Genomic DNA, 15,605 nt, shown 5'->3' on the forward strand with positions numbered 1-15,605 from the left:
TATTTTTTGTTTTAACACCACAGGGGAAGGCTGTCTGACAGCAGGTAAAGGAGTGCGCACACCGTCATTGTAAATTTCGGAGGGGATTATGAGTACCATGATCATGGCACAACAGTTGCGTGCCCGCATAAGTATCAAAAATAAAATCTTTGCCATCTATCTGCTGGCGTTATTACTTCTGGCGCTTTGTCCACCCTTATATTTAAGTGTCAGTGGCAGCAGTGCGTTATTTCTGGGTGTTCCGTTACCGATTATTTACTGGCTGGCTATTGCCGTATTTCTGGGTGTCGGACTTTGGGTGATGTATCTCGCTGAATGTGCTTTTGGCGAAATTCCCGCGGATGAGGAAGTATCATGAAAATTAGCACCGCAGAACCACATTATTTAATTACCTTTGGTATGATCGGTTTATTTCTGGCGGTCATGATTGCCGTCCTTTATGCCACTAACCGTAAAAGCACCTCGTTTTCCGATTATGCGGTGGGTGGACGCTCTTATGGCCCCTGGTATATCGCCATGAGTTACACCAACTCGTGGTGGCCGGGCGCGACATTTACCGCGTTTTTTGCGCTGTCGGTCAGCGGCGTCATTGGTTTCTATGGTGCGGTTTACTCCACGCTTGGCGTCACCGCCATGTACCTGATGGCGCGGCGTGCCTGGAAGTGGGGACAACACTTTAATTTGACCACCCAACCCGACCTGCTGGGGATGCGTTACAACAGCCCGGCGGTGAAACGCGTCGCATCCATTATTGGCATCATCTGTGTTTTCCCGTGGGTAGTGATGGGGATTCAGGCGCTGGCGTTGTTGGTGGAGTTTGCCAGCTTTGGACGTTGGGGCGTGACGACCTGCCTGATCGCCGGGGTACTGCTGATCCTGGTTCGCCAGTACTGGACAGTCAGCATGGGTATGCGAGGGTTGATTATGACCGACATGTATCAGGGGATTATCGCCTATGGCCTCGGCGCGCTGGTGTGTGTGGTGCTGCTGTTCAGCGGTGATCACAGTTTTGGTCAGCTCGCGTCGTTGCCGCCTGCCATGTTGCAGATCCCGGGGGCGGAAGGTTCCCATTACGGTTCCTGGTATATGTTCAGCCTGATTTTTACCGGTGTGGTCGGTTCGATGTGTTGGCCGATGAGCTTCCAGCGTATTTACACTGCCAGCGGTATCCGCGCGGTGAAGAAGGGGACATTGCTGACCATCCTGCTGGTGGGCGGTTTCTACGCCATCCTGATGTTGTTTGCCACGGCGGTGAGCCAGGACCCGAATGTGCAGGCCAATCCGCAGAACGGTTTCTTCACTGCCTTGTTTGATCAGGGTGGCCCGTGGATGCTGGCACTGGCGCTGGTCATTGTACTGGCGGCAAGTATCGGCCATGTTGATGGCTGCGTGCAGGTATGTGGTACGCAGTTTGCCAATGATCTTGCCACCTGGAACAAACCGCGTAGCGATCGTCAACTGACGGTACTGGCGAAGTCCGGCATGGTGGTATTTATCGTCGCGGCGGCGCTGTTGGCTTACTTCACCTTTAACTACTCACGTTTGCAGTTGCTGGCGCAAATCTCCTATCAGGGGATTATCCAACTGGCGGTGCCGCTATTCTTCGGTATCTTCAGCCGCTTTGGTAACAAGCAGGGGGCACTGTTGGGTATGATGACGGGCATTATTATCGCCATCGTGCTGACGGTATTTTTCCCAGATGACATCCCGGCGCTCGGCTCGCTGACCAGTGGCATCGTCGGCCTCGCGGGTAACTTGTTGGTGTTTGTTGCCTGTGGCGTGCTGGTGCCGGTGGATGCTAAAGAGAAGGCGCGGGTGGATGAGCTGTTTGCGCTGGCGGAGCGCCCGGCTCAGCCAATGGCAAAACCGGTGTTGAATTAACACGTATTTCGTAGCGGCGCGATTTACGCGCTGTTTAAACAACGCGCGATAAATCGCGCCGCTACGAATGATACAAACTCAGATCGCGAACACGTCAGGACCTTTAATCGCCATCGTATTTAGCACGCGTAACGCAGCACCATTTGGCTTTTTCTCTCCGCGTTCCCATTTTGATACAGTGACAACCGACATATTCACATACAGCGCCAGCATGGCCTGGCTGAGATGAAAGCGATCGCGCAAAGAACGTATGGCCTCGCCGTTCATCTCCTCTATCACTGGCAAACTGGCGCGTAGCTCACGCAACTGCACGCGGGCATCTATATGTTTCACCAGATCATCAGAAATCACACCGATTTCATTAAAATCGTGAGCAATTTCCTGCAAGTCTTTTAGATGATCAACCATCACACTTAACCTCTCTCATTTTCCCTGTCTTTAAGGCGAGTAGTGCCTGTTCTGGCGTCATGTTTATCATTTGTATTGCCACGGCTTTAAAAATGTAATTTCCCATAGCGCTTCCTTGTTAATATTTGATGAGAGCTTCCTTGCTCGAAAAAACACCATCTATGGTACTTAGTATGATACAAGGGATCAAGCGTTTAAAAATCATCTACATAATCCGGATGCAACTTTCCCCAAATAAGCCCATGATAAAGCGATAATTCCCTGACAGGAGTCGCTAATGGCAATGCCCACCCCCTTCAATATTGGTCTGCTGCTGTTCCCTCATCTGACGCAACTTGATCTGACTGGCCCGTGGGAAGTGTTTGCCCGGATGCCTGGCGTCAACAACTATCTGGTATGGAAAGACCGGCAACCCGTGATGTCCGACCGGGGTTTAGCGATTGTGCCGACCACCACCTTTGCAGATTGCCCGCCACTGGATCTGATTTGTATCCCCGGCGGCCCGGGCCAGATTGCCTTGATGGATGATGAGGAAACCTTGGCCTTTGTGCGTCGCATGGCGGAAAACGCGCAGTGGGTCACCTCAGTCTGTACCGGGTCGCTGGTGCTAGGGGCAGCAGGGTTGTTACAGGGCTACCGCGCCACCTCACATTGGGGCTCGCTCGATCAATTAAGCCTGCTGGGGGCGACGCCAGTGGCGGAACGGGTGGTGCGTGACCGCAACCGGATCACGGGCGCAGGGGTGACCTCGGGTATTGATTTTGCGCTGACGGTGGCGGAAGAACTATTCGGGCGCGACGTGGCGGAGAATATCCAGTTGCAGATGGAATACGACCCCGCACCGCCTTTCCACAGTGGTTCCCCGCGTAGCGCGTCAACGGCAAGGTTGGCACAGGCTAAACAGCAGATGGCCGAGTTTATCGCCCGCCGTCGTGCGGCGAGCGAAAGGGCAGGAGAACGGCTTAAGCGTTAATTAACTGGCCCAGTTCCAGTTTCAGGCAGCGATCGGCGAGGTGAAAATAGCGATCGTCATGGGTGATCACCAGCACCGTCTTGCCCCGCGCTTTGAGCGCAGGCAGTAGCTGGTGATAAAACACTTCACGGAATGCCGGGTCCTGATCGGCAGCCCATTCGTCAAACAGATAGAACGGACGATCTTCCAGCCATGCCACCAGCAGCGCCAGCCGTTTGCGCTGCCCGGTGGAGAGCGCCAGGGTTGAAAACACACCGTTTTCCAGCGTCACTTTATGCTTCAGCTGCAATGCTTCCAGCAGTTGCTGAGCCTCGTCATTCCAGCGCGAGGTATCAATCCCCTGAAGATCATCAAACAGATGAAAGTCGTTGAACACCGCAGAAAACAGCTGGCGATAACGGGCGCGATTGGCGTTGGTGACCGCGATATTATCCAGCAACAGTTCGCCGCCATCTGGTTGGTACAGGCCGGTGATCAGCCGGGCGAGGGTAGTTTTGCCGCTGCCGTTCCCCCCCGTAAGATATACCAGCTCGCCAGGGGTGAATTGCAGCGATATTGGCCCAACCTGAAAGCCGTTTGTCGCGCCATGATGATAAATCAGGTCACGCAGTTGCAAGGTCTGAAATGCCAGCGGTGCGGCATCGATGTGGGTTTGTTCCGGCGGCAGTTGCTGCTGCATGGTATTAATGCGCTTCAGGGCCACCTGGGTAAGCGTCAGGCTGGGTAAGGTGGAGAGGGCATTCTCAATGGGCACAATCATATAGAGAAACACCATCGCAAAACCCGACAGTACCGCACCACGCAGATCCAGCACCTGCGCCAGCAAAAACATCACCACGCCGATAAAAGCAAAAAAGAACACGCTGGCCCAGATGTTCGCCAGCGAGTACAGCACATAACCGCGTGTGCGCTCGACGCGCACCTGCTCAATGGTGGTAAACAAACGGTTTTGCAGGAACGATTGTTTACGTGCGGCGTGCAGGCGCAGCTCTTTGGCACCGCTGAACAGCGCGTTCACATCGCCTGTCAGCGTTTCTTCGCGCTGACGTGACTGACGCATCAGTTGCAGTGCGCGGCGATGTACCCAGCTGTAACCCAGCGAGCCAATGAACACGGTCACAATAGCAATCGCCATCACCGTCAGTGACAGGTAGCCGAGATAGGCCATGCAGCCGACGATCACCGCCAGCGACATAATAAAGGCGGGCAACGAGACGAAAAACACCACTACCTGATCAAGATCCTGGGTCAGGATACTGAGTGCGCGTGGCATACCGTGTGTTTCCAGGTCGGCATAGCGCGCATCCGCCACCTGCTGCACCAACATTCGGCGCAACTGCGCTTTACTGCGCTGCCCCATCGCCATAAACAACGACTGACTCAGGGTGCGGGTGCCGAGCATCAGTAGTGCCAGCAGGCCAAATTGCCACGCCAGTTGCAAACGTTGCGCGTCGCTGGCGTTGAGTCCCTGGTTGATCAACGCCAGTAGCCCGGCATTGCTTAAACCGCCCACCACGCTACAACCGAGCGCGAGAAAAAACAGCGCACCGGTAGTGCGCAGTAACATCAGGTAAATCGCCACCTCATCTCCTATGAGTTTGTGCTATTCAGCGGACGCCACAACAACAGCGCCAGCCACGGGCCGCCGATCAGCGTTGCCATCAGTCCGGCCGGAATTTGTCGTGGATACAACAGATTGCTGCCTGCCCAGTCAGCCAGCATCATTAACACTGCCGCGATCAGTACGGCCAGTGCTAACTGCCCAAGCGGCTTGCGCGCGCCCAGTTGCCGGGCTAATTGCGGTCCAAGCAGGCCAATAAATGACAGCGGACCGACGATCAATGTCGCGACGCCGGTCATCGCCGCCGCCAGTACCATCAGCAGCAAGCGCGCCCGTGTCACATTCAGCCCCAGCGAGGGTGACACGGTATTCAAGGGTAACAACAGCAAAGCCCGGCGCAGCAACGGCGTCAGCGCCAGCAACAACAGCGCCAGCAGCAGTGCGATACCGGCGGTGCTGGCATTGACGTAATAGGTTGAACCGGTCATCAACTGGCGCAGCATGGCCGCCGCCATGCCGTTATTACTCATCACCACCGCCGCCACTGACTGAAACAATGCGGTGATCGCCAGCCCACTCAACAGCATTCGTTGTGGGTTCAGCGCGTAGTGTCGCGCCTGCCACAGGGTCAGCGCCAGCGTGAGTAACGCACCGACCGCACTGCTGGTCAGCATCGCAGGGATGCCGCCCAGCGGCCATACCAGCAGTTGCACCGTGATGCCGAGCGATGCGCCCGCACCAATCCCGAGCAGCTCCGGGCTGGCCATGGGATTGCGGCTGACGCGTTGAATAATCACCCCGGCCGCCGCCAGCAATACCCCCGCTGAGAGTGCAGCTAATAGACGCGGTAGACGAAACGGCAACATCGCCCGCAGCTCACTGAGGGAATTCCAGTGCCAGCCGTGAATGCCCCGGGCGAAATCAAGTGACACCGCCAGCATCAGAAAAAACACCAGGATGACCGGCAGCAGCGCAGCGCGCCCTGTGGGGAAGGGCGGTTGGTGCGATTCACTCACGTCGGGTTGAAAAATATGACGCAGACGCGGTAAAAACCACAGCAGCAGCGGGCCACCGGCCAGCGCAGTCATCATACCGGTGGGCAGCAACAGACCGCCGATGCCGTTAAGACGGCTAACGCCCTGATCTGTCAGCCACAGCAGAGCTGCGGCCAGCAGCGGTGACCAGAGGAGTTTTTGTCGCAGGGTTTTCGCCCCGGTCAGCGCCGCCAGATGCGGGGCCGCCAGCGCAATAAAGCCAATCACCCCCACCACGCTGATCACCAGGCTGCTGATCACCAGCGCGGATAACAGCGCGATGCCGCGCACGACACCCGCAGGCATACCGATGGACCGGGTAACCTGTTCATTCAATGCCAGCAGCCGCAGTGGACGCAGGATTAACAACACCGGCAGTGCCGCCAATATCACCCGCGGCAACAACCACCACAGCGGGCTGGCGTTTTCCTGGGTTAGCGTGCCGCCACCCCAAATAAACACGGCAGACAGTGAACGGTCATAAATCACCGACAGTAGCAGATTGACTGAACCGCAATAGAGATTAACCAGCATGCCCGCCAGCGTCAGCGCCAGTGGCGTAAACCCCTGGCGCAAACTCAACAGAAACACGGCGGCAAAGGCGAGCAGTGCACCGCTAAGCGCCACCCATTCGCGTCCGGCCAGCAACCATGCCGGGCCGACCAGCGCCGCCAGTGACAGCGCCAGCGTGGCACCGGAGGCAATGCCGAGCGTCATCGGTTCGGCCAGCGGATTACGCAGCGCCTGCTGCATTACCACGCCGGTAAAGCCGAGCGCCAGGCCACACAGTAACGCCATCCCCTGGCGTGGCAACCACATCTGGCGGAAGATTTGTTGTGCCAGGGTGGGGAGATCGCGGGTCTGCAATGCCTGCCAGGCCGCACTCCACGTCAGTTGCTGGTGGATTTGGTGCAGGCTGAGGATCACCGCCACAGCGAACAATGCCATACCGAGCCAGCCAGGATGTCGTGTGGTCATGGCTGAGCTTCCTGTAGCGCGCTCACCAGCGATTCGGCAAAACGCACTGCCGTCAATACGCCGCCTTCGGTTGATAAGCCATCCGGTAAAACCACGATCTGATGGCCACCCCGTGTCAGGGTATGCCACAGCGGAGAGCTTAGCATCGGGTTAAGATCCACTTCCGGCCAGGAAGGCAGTAGCACCAGCCAGCCGGGCGGCATTTGCGCCAGTTGCTCCAGCTCCAGTGTGGCGATGCCCTGAGCGCTGACGGCGAACGGGGTGGGGTGATCCAGGCCCAACAACGCCAGCATGTCATTAAACAAACTGCCCTGACCGAGCGCCAGCACATGTAAGGTATCCAGCGGATGCAGCAGGTAAAGGGGGCGAGGCTGAAAATGCGCGGCGTGCTGGCGCGCCTGATCGAGACGTGCCAGCAGACTTGTCATCACCTGTTCAGCGCGCTGCACATCACCCGCCAGTTCAGCCAGCGATCGCAGATTTTGTTGCGCCTGCTGCCAGGGATGCGGGCTGGAGGTGGAAAAATAGTGCAGGGGTGCAATACGCGACAGTTGAGCTTCCGCCATACGGTGTGCAGGCGTTACCAGCAACTGGGTGGGATGCAGTTCAAACAGGGTTTCATAGTTCGGCTGAAACAGCAGACCGACATCGACCACCTGGGGTGGCAGGTGTGGCTGGCTGAACAAACGGCGATACCAGTCGGTCGCCGCAACACCAACCGGCGTGACCCCCAGCAGCAACGCCATTTCGGTTAATCCCCAGTCGAGGATCACCCAGCGTGGCGCACCGGCAGCCAACAGAGGAAAAGAAAACAGGGCAGCGCTTGCCAGCGCGCCCTGAATCAGTTGCCGACGACTGATTACCACTGATAACTCACCGTGGCGATCAACTGACGGCGCAGCCCGAAGTGACAACCGAGATCGTTACAGTTGCTGATGTACTGTTTATCGGTCAGGTTTTGCAGATTCAGCGCCAACTGCCAGTCCTGCCAGCGATAACGCATCATCGCATCATAGATCGTTCTGGCCGGCACCTTCAGGCTGTTGTCGGTGGTGGCGTAGTTGGTGCCGACATAACGTGCACCACCGCCAATGGTGATGCCATCAAACAGGCCAGGTAAGGCGTACTCGGTCCACAGGCTGGCGGTCTGTCGGGCAATCGCCACCGGCTGTTTGCCTTCGGTATCATCGTTGGCTGAGATCACTTTCGGGTTGGTCAGGGCATAAGACGCATTGACCAGCCAGCGCGACGTAATGTTGGCTTTACCTTCCAGTTCGAAGCCCTGCGAACGAATCTCGCCGGTCTGCACTGAATAGTTCGCGTGATCCGGGTCAGCGGTCAGCACATTGGTCTGACGCAGGTCGTAAAGTGCGGCAGTGAACAGCGCGTTAAAGCCATTCGGCTGATACTTGATACCCACTTCCGACTGCTTGCCTTTGGTCGGTTTGAACGGATCGCCACCGTAAGTGGTGCCCGACTGCGGCTGGAATGACGTGCCGTAGCTGATATAAGGGGCGATGCCGTTATCAAAGTGGTACATCAATCCGGCGCGACCGGTAGTGGCATAGTCGTTCAGTTCGGTACGGGTATCGGCTACCCAGTTCTGCGAGCGGCTTTGTGCTTGGTCATAACGGCCACCGAGATTCAGGATCCAGTGATTCCACTTCATGCTGTCCTGCAAGTAGAAGCCGAGCTGGGTCATAAAGGAACGGTTGTGATTGGTAATCGCCGGGCTTTCGACCGGCGTGCTGTAATCCGGGTTGAGATAGCTGATATCCGACGCCGTACCGTAGCCGCTGTTCTGCCGCAGATCGTCATGCACATAATCCATGCCCACGGTGACGGCATGATTCACCGGGCCGGTGTAAAGGTTGCCCTGCACATTGGTATCGACATCAAAGGCGTTAAATGACTCGATGACGCGCATGCTGTCTCGGCTGACGGTGGCAGAACCATCAACGTTGGTCCCGGTTGGGTAGACCATCTGATAATCGCTGCTGGTATGCAGATAACGCAGATTCTGATGCACGCTCCAGGTGTCATCGAACTTATGCATAAAGTCGTAGCCAACGCTGGCCTGCTCGCGGCGATAGTAATCAAAACCAGGCTGACCGCCGTAGAAACTGTCCGAGAAGTTGCCCTGCGCCAGGTGGATCAGCGAACCTTCCAGCGGCATTTGGTTGTAGAAACCGGTGTAAGGGTCTTTGCGGAATTGGGAAAGCAGCGTCAGCCGCGTGTCATCATTGGGCTGCCAGGTCAGCGCCGGGGCGATGTCATAGTGCTTGTATTTGGTGTAATCGACCTGAGTATCGCTGCGTGACCAGGTGCCGGTGATACGCCCCAGCCAGTGTTCATCGTTATCCAGCGCGCCAGAAAGATCTAAGCCAGTTTCAAACAGGTTGTAATTACCAGCACTGACAAAAATCTGGTGGATCGGTTCGGCCGTCGGACGTTTGCTCACCAGGTTGACCACGCCACCGGGGCTGGCCTGACCGAAGGTGACGGAGTCGGGGCCTTTGACCACTTCGACGCGATCCAGCAGGAAAGTATCGAAATTCGGACGCGACCAGTAAGTCACGGTCGGCAAACGCAGGCCGTCGAGGTACTCATCGGCGGAGAAACCGCGAATAGTGATATCATCGAAACGATAATCCGCACCGCCACCTTCTGAGCCGATACCGCTGTTGTAGCGCAAGGCCTGCGCCACGTTCAGTGCGCCCTGGGACGCCATCTGCGCTTGGGTGATCACCGAGATACTTTGTGGCGTTTCGATTAACGGACGGCTGCTTTTGGTGGCAGAATCGGCTTTCTTCGCCACCTGGTTCCAGCTGTCGGCATCACCGCCATCGCTATCCACATTATTGTTGGCGGTGACGGTCAGTGTACTGTCGTGAGTATTATTGTTATCTGCCGACCATGCAGGTGCGCTGCTGAACAGAATCAGCAACATAGCGCTCAGCGGTGTGCGCTGAAAAGTGCGATGACGCATTAAATTTATCCCCAATGTAGTCCAATGCCCTAAAATAGTGATACAAATGATAATCATTCCTATTTTATTTCATAGCGCCCCGCTGGCGGCTTTGCGAGATTACTCACTGGAATGACGCACAGCAGACAGCAATCGGCAATCTGACAGGATTGGGTGAAATGGTGTTGAACAAACCACGGTTAGCTGACGGTTCCCCGGCGCTGCCGTTATTAACCACACGGGAAATGCATTATCACGCGGGACGCGAAGAGCGCTGGCATGCGCATGAAGTGGCCCAGTTGGTACTGTGTCTACAGGGCGTGATGCGGGTGCAAACGCACACCGCCTCCTGGACCTTAACCCCGGGCAGGGCATTATGGCTACCAGGAACGGTGCCGCATGCGCTCACGGCGTTAAGTGATATTCGTAGTTTGAGTTTGTATCTGGAACCGGTGGTGGCACGCGCCTTTTGGCCGGAAGCGCGCAGCATGATGATTTCGCCGCTCTTGCAGGCGCTAATGCAGACGCTGGTGGAGATTGGCCTGCAACCGCATCCTGATCCGCTGCGTGCAGAACTGATCACGCCACTGCTACTGGATGAATTGCGCCGCGCGCCGGAGGGGCCAGTGTGCGTATTACCGCTGCCCGCCGATCGTCGCCTGATGAACATCTGCCAGCAACTGCTGCAAAGCCCGGCCAGCAGCGATACGCTGGAGGAGTGGGGCAGCCGCGTGGGAGCCAGTTCCCGCACCCTGGCGCGGCTGTTCCGCGATCAAACCGGCATCACCTTTACCCAATGGCGGCAGCAGTTGCGCTTGTCGGAAGCGCTGGTCCAGCTGGCACAGGGCCAGCCGGTGTTACGCATTGCCAGCCAGCTTGGCTATCAAAGCCCCAGCGCGTTTATCTCGATGTTCCGCCGTTTGCTGGGCGATACACCGCAGCGTTTTTTGCGGATTTCAGGCTGAAATCGCCAGCCGGAAAATCATCGACGCCCGCTAACCGCGCGGTTGCACTTGCGACGGCGGGCCTGTGGCTCGCCAACGGTGTGGCAGGGATTTTACACGCTGCGCGTCACGCCGCCGTCGATACGAAGATTCTGCCCGGTGATATAGGCCGCGCCCGGTGAGGCGAGAAACGCGATAGTGGCGGCCACTTCCGCCGCAGTGCCATAGCGCTTAAGCGGTACGCTATCACGTCGCTGCTCGGTGGCGGGCAGGCTGTCAATCCAGCCGGGTAGGACGTTATTGATGCGGATGTTATCGGCAGCATAACTGTCGGCCACGATTTTGGTGAAGGATGCCAGTCCGGCGCGAAATACCGCTGAGGTCGGGAACATATCCGTTGGTTCAAACGTCCAGGCGGAAGAGATATTGATAATGCTGCCGCCCCCTTGCTGTTGCATGATAGGTGTTACCAGACGAACGGCACGGATGACATTCAACAGATAGGTTTCCATCCCGCGCTGCCAGTCCTCGTCGCTTAACGCCAGGATCGGCGCGCGTGGGCCATGACCGGCACTGTTCACCAGGACATCAATCCGCCCCCAGCGTGCCAGGGTACGATCCACCAGCGTTTGCAGGTCGTCAACCGATTGGTTTGAACCGGTGACACCAAAGCCACCAAGGCGCTCGGCCAGCGCTTCGCCTTTGCCAGAAGAGGAGAGGATCGCCACCTTGTAGCCATCATCTGCCAGCTTTTCCGCTGCTGCGGCACCCATACCGCTGCCACCAGCGACAATAATTGCAACTTTTTCTACAGTCATTATTTAACGTCTTTCTCAAGTGAAGGTGATGAAAGCCAGTATAATCATCCTTATCGTGATCAGAGAGTCAGTCTGCTTCGCACCTGACGATAGGAAAACTACAGGATGAGCAATGGGTTTCACGACCTGCCGCCCTTAAACGCGTTGCGGGTGTTTGAAGTGGTGACGCGTCATCTCAATTTTCGGCTGGCGGCCGAAGAACTGGAGGTGACTCAGGGCGCGGTGGCGCAACAGATACGCGGGCTGGAGGCCAGCCTCGGGTTGAAATTGTTTGAACGTCATCCGCGCAGCCTGGCGCTGACCGGTGCCGGACGAGGCTATGCGCAAAGTATTCGTCAGGCATTTGAATTGATTGATGAAGCGACACGCACCCTGCGACCAGAGCCGCATCACCTGACGCTCAGCGTCACCCCGACCTTTGCCAGTCGCTGGATGTTGCCGCGCTTGCCTGCGTTTACTGCGGCCTGGCCGGATATCGATCTGCGGGTGCTGGCTGCGGAACGCCTGGTGCAGTTTCATCAGGAAGGCGTGGATCTGGCGGTGCGTTACGGCCGTCCGCCGTTTGGCACGGGGGTGGAGGCTACGCTGTTATTCCGTTACTCGGCAATGGCAGTGGTCAGCCCTGAGCTACTGGCGCAACTGGGGGATCCGACACAACCAGAAAATTGCCTGCGCTATGTGTTATTGCATGATGGGCATCATCTGTGGCCCGCTTTTCTGGCACAGCAGTTCCCCACGATGACGCTGAATCATCAGCATCATCTGCGTTTTAATCAAACCGCGCTGGCACTGGAAGCGGCGATCAGCGGGCAGGGGATCGCCCTGACCAGCCCACACTTTATCGCGAACGATCTGGCGAATGGCAGGTTGGTGCAGGATTTTGCGCAAACGCTGGAGGTGGACGCAGGCTGGTATCTGGTGGCGCCCTCGCGCCCGCGCCAGCATGCGCCGATCAGCGCGGTTCGCGACTGGTTGCTGGCACAGTAATCGCACGTTTTTTTGTTCAGTAACAAAATCAGATATGCTGATGATCCCGCTCCAGTTATGAATGTTATAACTGGTTCATTTCCCTCTCGTGGGTTTTTATCCTGCTTTCGCAGGGTTTTAGCAAAATATCACGAAAATTCAGCAAGTAACCTGCAAGATTGCGCGTTGCATTCTGCCAGGGGCTGTGAATAAATACGGAGACTTTCTTCATAAAAATGCCATAAAGGCCGGGCGTAAGCCTGAAAAACAGATCACCGTAATCATGACAGACCATAAAGCCAATTTGGCCCGGGAAATCAGCGCCAGAAGTGAAAGCCTCGAAGCGCACCTCATCGCTATCCGCCGTGATATTCACGCCCACCCAGAACTGGGTTTTGATACTGTCCGCACCGCAAAAATTGTCGAGCAGGAACTGCTGGCCCTTGGCCTGACACCGCAAACCGGCGTCGGGAAAATCGGTGTCATGGTGGATATTATCGGCGCGCATCCGGGCAAAACCTTGCTGCTGCGCGCTGACATGGACGCGCTGCCGATTCATGAACAGACCGGGCTACCATTCAGCAGCAACTATCCCGGTAAAATGCACGCCTGTGGCCACGATATTCATACAGCGACCCTGCTTGGTGTGGCGGCAATTCTGCCGCACTACCGTGACCAGTTGCATGGCACGGTACGCCTGATTTTTCAGCCAGCAGAAGAGACGCCGGAAAGCGGTGCCGAAGCGATGATCGCGGATGGTGCGGCGGAAGGGGTTGATCTGGCGGTGACGCTGCATAACAAACCTGAGCTGGCGGCCGGTGAAATTGGCCTGACGCGCGGGGCCAGCACCGCGTCGAGCGATGAGTTCGATTTGGTGGTGCACGGTGTGTCGACCCATGCGGCCCGCCCGCACATGGGCACGGACCCGATTATCGCCGCCGTGCATCTGATTACCCAGTTGCAGACCATCATCTCGCGTGAAGTCGATCCGGCTAACTCGGCAGTATTGACCGTCGGTCATATCCACGGTGGCACTACACACAATATCGTTCCCGATAGCTGCCTGATTCAGGGCACTGTCCGCGCCAAATCACCGGCCACGCGCGCCCATATCGAGACAGCGTTTAAACGGATTTGTGCCGGGGTGGCGCTGGCGTTGAACACCCGGATCGAGGTCAATTATCAGCGCGGCGTGCCGCCTCTGATGAATGACGATGCGTTAATTGATCAGCTGGAAACCATTCTGTCGCACCAGTTCGGTAAAGCGATTGTGGCGAAACCCAGTGCCAGTTTTGGGGCTGAGGACTTTGCGCTGTTTACCGAACGCGCACCGGGTTGCCAGATCCATATCGGTTCCGGTGCGCCCGGTCGCGACGATCATCTGCACAACTCGGACTACCAGCCCGACGAGCGCAGTATCCATGCAGGCACTCAGGCGTTAGCCCGTTTAGCCATCGATTTACTCTCCAACAATCAATAACAAACTTTGAGGTTTTATGATGCGTAAAGGGCTTTTTACTGCTTCCGTTGGCATGCTGCTGCTTGCTACTTCTGCTCTGGTCCAGGCGAAAGATTTTGGCACCCTGAAATTTGCTACCGAAGCGGCTTACCCTCCGTTTAACCAGTCCACGCCGAGCGGCAAAATTGTCGGTTATGAGCCGGATATGGTGGCAGAGCTGGCAAAGCGTGTTGGCTTTAAATATGAGCTGGTGGCCCAGAAATGGTCCGGCATGATCCCGGGCCTGGTGGACGGTAAATATGATGCAGTGGTTGATGCCGTTACTGTCACCCCGAAGCGTGAAGAGGTGGTGGATTTCACCCATCAGTACACCGTCAGTGTTTCGGGCTTCGTGACGCTGAAGGGCAGTGCGCTGGATACGCTGCCGGGTAACAACGAAGTGGTCACCGCAGGCGATGAAGCCGGGATGACCAAAGCGATTGACGCGCTGCGAGCGAAGTTCAAAGGTAAAACCATTGCCGTGCAGGTCGCGACCATTCAGGCTGATTTCCTGAATAAATACCTGGCCGATGTCGCCACTATCCGTACTTACCAGGGTGGCCCGGAAACCTTCGCTGACCTGCTGAATGGTCGTGTTGATGCGGTGATGGCGTCACGTACTAACCTCAATGCCTACGTGAAAAAGCACACGGATACCGTGAACAGCACCGGTTACGGTTTTGTCGGCGGCGTGTTGGGCCAGGGCTCGGCGATTGCCCTGCGTAAAAACAACCCGGAACTGAAAGCCGCGCTGGATGCTGCGCTGGTTGCGATGATCAAAGATGGCACCCTGAAACAGCTGTCTATCAAGTGGTTCGGCGAGAACGTCGCGCCTGCGGAGTAATGCCTGACGCTTATGACTATCGACTGGCAACTGTTAGGGTTTGGTGACGAAGGCTGGGGCGGCGTGCTGCTCAATGCTGCCACGGTCACCGTGACCGTTTCTCTCTGCGCCTGGCTGCTGGGCGCAATTCTTGGCAGCCTGTTGTGCTGGATGCAGATTGGTGGATCGCGCTGGCAGCAAAAGCTGGCGGGGGGTTACATCACGCTGTTTCGCGGTGTGCCGGAACTGTTGGTGATTTACCTGTTTTACTTTGGTGGCCGCCAGGTGGTGGCCTTGTTTGGTGAAATGCTGGATATTGCCGGGCCATACGATGTGAACGGCTTTGTCGCCGGAGCCATCGCCATTGGCCTGATCTCCGGAGCCTACCAAAGTGGTGTGTTTCGCGGTGCGTATCACGTCATCCCGAAAGGAACGCTGGAAGCGGCCACCGTCACCGGTATGGGTCGCTTGATGATGTTTCGCCGCATGATTGTGCCGCAAGCGCTGAAAACGGCCCTGCCGGGTATGGGCAACCAGTGGCAATCGGTGATCAAAGAGTCTGCGCTGGTCTCGGTCACCGGTCTGGTGGAAACCATGAACCAGATTTCGACCGCCTCTAACTCAACGCAAATGCCGTTCTTCTTCTACAGCGTGGGGGCGGTGATTTACCTGATCATCACCACCTGTTCCGATTTTATCTTCCGCTATGTGGAAAAAGTGGCCATGCGCGGGCAACAACGCGCCCGGTTGTAA

Annotated in this window: 14 protein-coding genes; 8 read left to right on the forward strand and 6 right to left on the reverse strand. The window is 56.7% G+C overall.

Translation table 11 applies throughout. The features are described 5' to 3' along the window. Positions 1-88: 88 nt before the first annotated feature. Both PAT9B_RS20600 and PAT9B_RS20605 read left to right on the forward strand, forming a co-directional pair. Positions 89-358: a hypothetical protein gene (locus tag PAT9B_RS20600; RefSeq protein WP_013511200.1), complete on the forward strand. Its 270-nt coding sequence runs from the start codon at positions 89-91 to the stop codon at positions 356-358. Continuing rightward, entirely contained in the window at positions 355-1,881 is a 1,527-nt protein-coding gene (locus tag PAT9B_RS20605; RefSeq protein WP_013511201.1) for a sodium:solute symporter, read from the forward strand. Before PAT9B_RS20600 ends, PAT9B_RS20605 begins: the two co-directional genes overlap by 4 nt. A 78-nt stretch (positions 1,882-1,959) precedes the next feature. On the opposite strand, the gene PAT9B_RS20610 is transcribed toward PAT9B_RS20605, so the two are convergent. Further along, complete coding sequence (locus PAT9B_RS20610; RefSeq protein WP_013511202.1) at positions 1,960-2,289, reverse strand: DNA-binding transcriptional regulator; 330 nt, start codon at positions 2,287-2,289, stop codon at positions 1,960-1,962. A 283-nt stretch (positions 2,290-2,572) separates the two neighbouring features. Here PAT9B_RS20610 and PAT9B_RS20615 point away from each other — a divergent pair, with 283 nt between their 5' ends. Next, positions 2,573-3,262 (forward strand): DJ-1/PfpI family protein, encoded by a 690-nt coding sequence (locus tag PAT9B_RS20615; RefSeq protein ID WP_150105844.1) that lies wholly within the window; start codon positions 2,573-2,575, stop codon positions 3,260-3,262. Here the strand turns inward: PAT9B_RS20615 and PAT9B_RS20620 are convergent. Genes PAT9B_RS20620 through PAT9B_RS20635 form a run of 4 tightly spaced genes read right to left on the reverse strand, consistent with a single transcriptional unit; the run spans position 3,252 to position 9,824 of the window. Further along, a complete protein-coding gene (locus tag PAT9B_RS20620; RefSeq protein WP_013511205.1) occupies positions 3,252-4,844 on the reverse strand; it encodes a cyclic peptide export ABC transporter in 1,593 nt (530 codons plus the stop codon). The genes PAT9B_RS20615 and PAT9B_RS20620 overlap by 11 nt on opposite strands. Positions 4,845-4,852: 8 nt before the next feature. After that, positions 4,853-6,835, reverse strand: coding sequence for a Fe(3+)-hydroxamate ABC transporter permease FhuB (gene fhuB, locus PAT9B_RS20625; protein WP_013511206.1), 1,983 nt, complete (start codon positions 6,833-6,835; stop codon positions 4,853-4,855). Further along, positions 6,832-7,701 (reverse strand): ABC transporter substrate-binding protein, encoded by an 870-nt coding sequence (locus PAT9B_RS29410; protein ID WP_013511207.1) that lies wholly within the window; start codon positions 7,699-7,701, stop codon positions 6,832-6,834. Before PAT9B_RS29410 ends, fhuB begins: the two co-directional genes overlap by 4 nt. Further along, a complete protein-coding gene (locus PAT9B_RS20635) occupies positions 7,695-9,824 on the reverse strand; it encodes a TonB-dependent siderophore receptor (RefSeq protein WP_013511208.1) in 2,130 nt (709 codons plus the stop codon). Before PAT9B_RS20635 ends, PAT9B_RS29410 begins: the two co-directional genes overlap by 7 nt. A 158-nt stretch (positions 9,825-9,982) precedes the next feature. Here PAT9B_RS20635 and PAT9B_RS20640 point away from each other — a divergent pair, with 158 nt between their 5' ends. Continuing rightward, complete coding sequence (locus PAT9B_RS20640) at positions 9,983-10,768, forward strand: helix-turn-helix transcriptional regulator (RefSeq protein ID WP_013511209.1); 786 nt, start codon at positions 9,983-9,985, stop codon at positions 10,766-10,768. A gap of 92 nt (positions 10,769-10,860) precedes the next feature. Here PAT9B_RS20640 and PAT9B_RS20645 read toward each other — a convergent pair whose 3' ends face one another. Beyond that, entirely contained in the window at positions 10,861-11,565 is a 705-nt protein-coding gene (locus tag PAT9B_RS20645) for an SDR family oxidoreductase (RefSeq protein ID WP_013511210.1), read from the reverse strand. Between the two features lie 105 nt (positions 11,566-11,670). On the opposite strand from PAT9B_RS20645, the gene PAT9B_RS20650 reads away from it, so the two are divergent. The 4 genes from PAT9B_RS20650 (at position 11,671) to PAT9B_RS20665 (ending at position 15,605) form a co-directional block, all read left to right on the forward strand. Next, positions 11,671-12,552, forward strand: coding sequence for a LysR substrate-binding domain-containing protein (locus PAT9B_RS20650; protein WP_013511211.1), 882 nt, complete (start codon positions 11,671-11,673; stop codon positions 12,550-12,552). A gap of 262 nt (positions 12,553-12,814) precedes the next feature. Further along, on the forward strand, positions 12,815-14,011 hold the full coding sequence (locus PAT9B_RS20655) for a M20 family metallopeptidase (protein WP_013511212.1): 1,197 nt from the start codon (positions 12,815-12,817) through the stop codon (positions 14,009-14,011). A gap of 16 nt (positions 14,012-14,027) precedes the next feature. Continuing rightward, positions 14,028-14,873, forward strand: coding sequence for a transporter substrate-binding domain-containing protein (locus PAT9B_RS20660; protein WP_041526031.1), 846 nt, complete (start codon positions 14,028-14,030; stop codon positions 14,871-14,873). A gap of 12 nt (positions 14,874-14,885) precedes the next feature. Then, a complete protein-coding gene (locus tag PAT9B_RS20665) occupies positions 14,886-15,605 on the forward strand; it encodes an ABC transporter permease (protein WP_013511214.1) in 720 nt (239 codons plus the stop codon).

This window comes from Pantoea sp. At-9b (assembly GCF_000175935.2).
Taxonomy (GTDB): domain Bacteria; phylum Pseudomonadota; class Gammaproteobacteria; order Enterobacterales; family Enterobacteriaceae; genus Pantoea.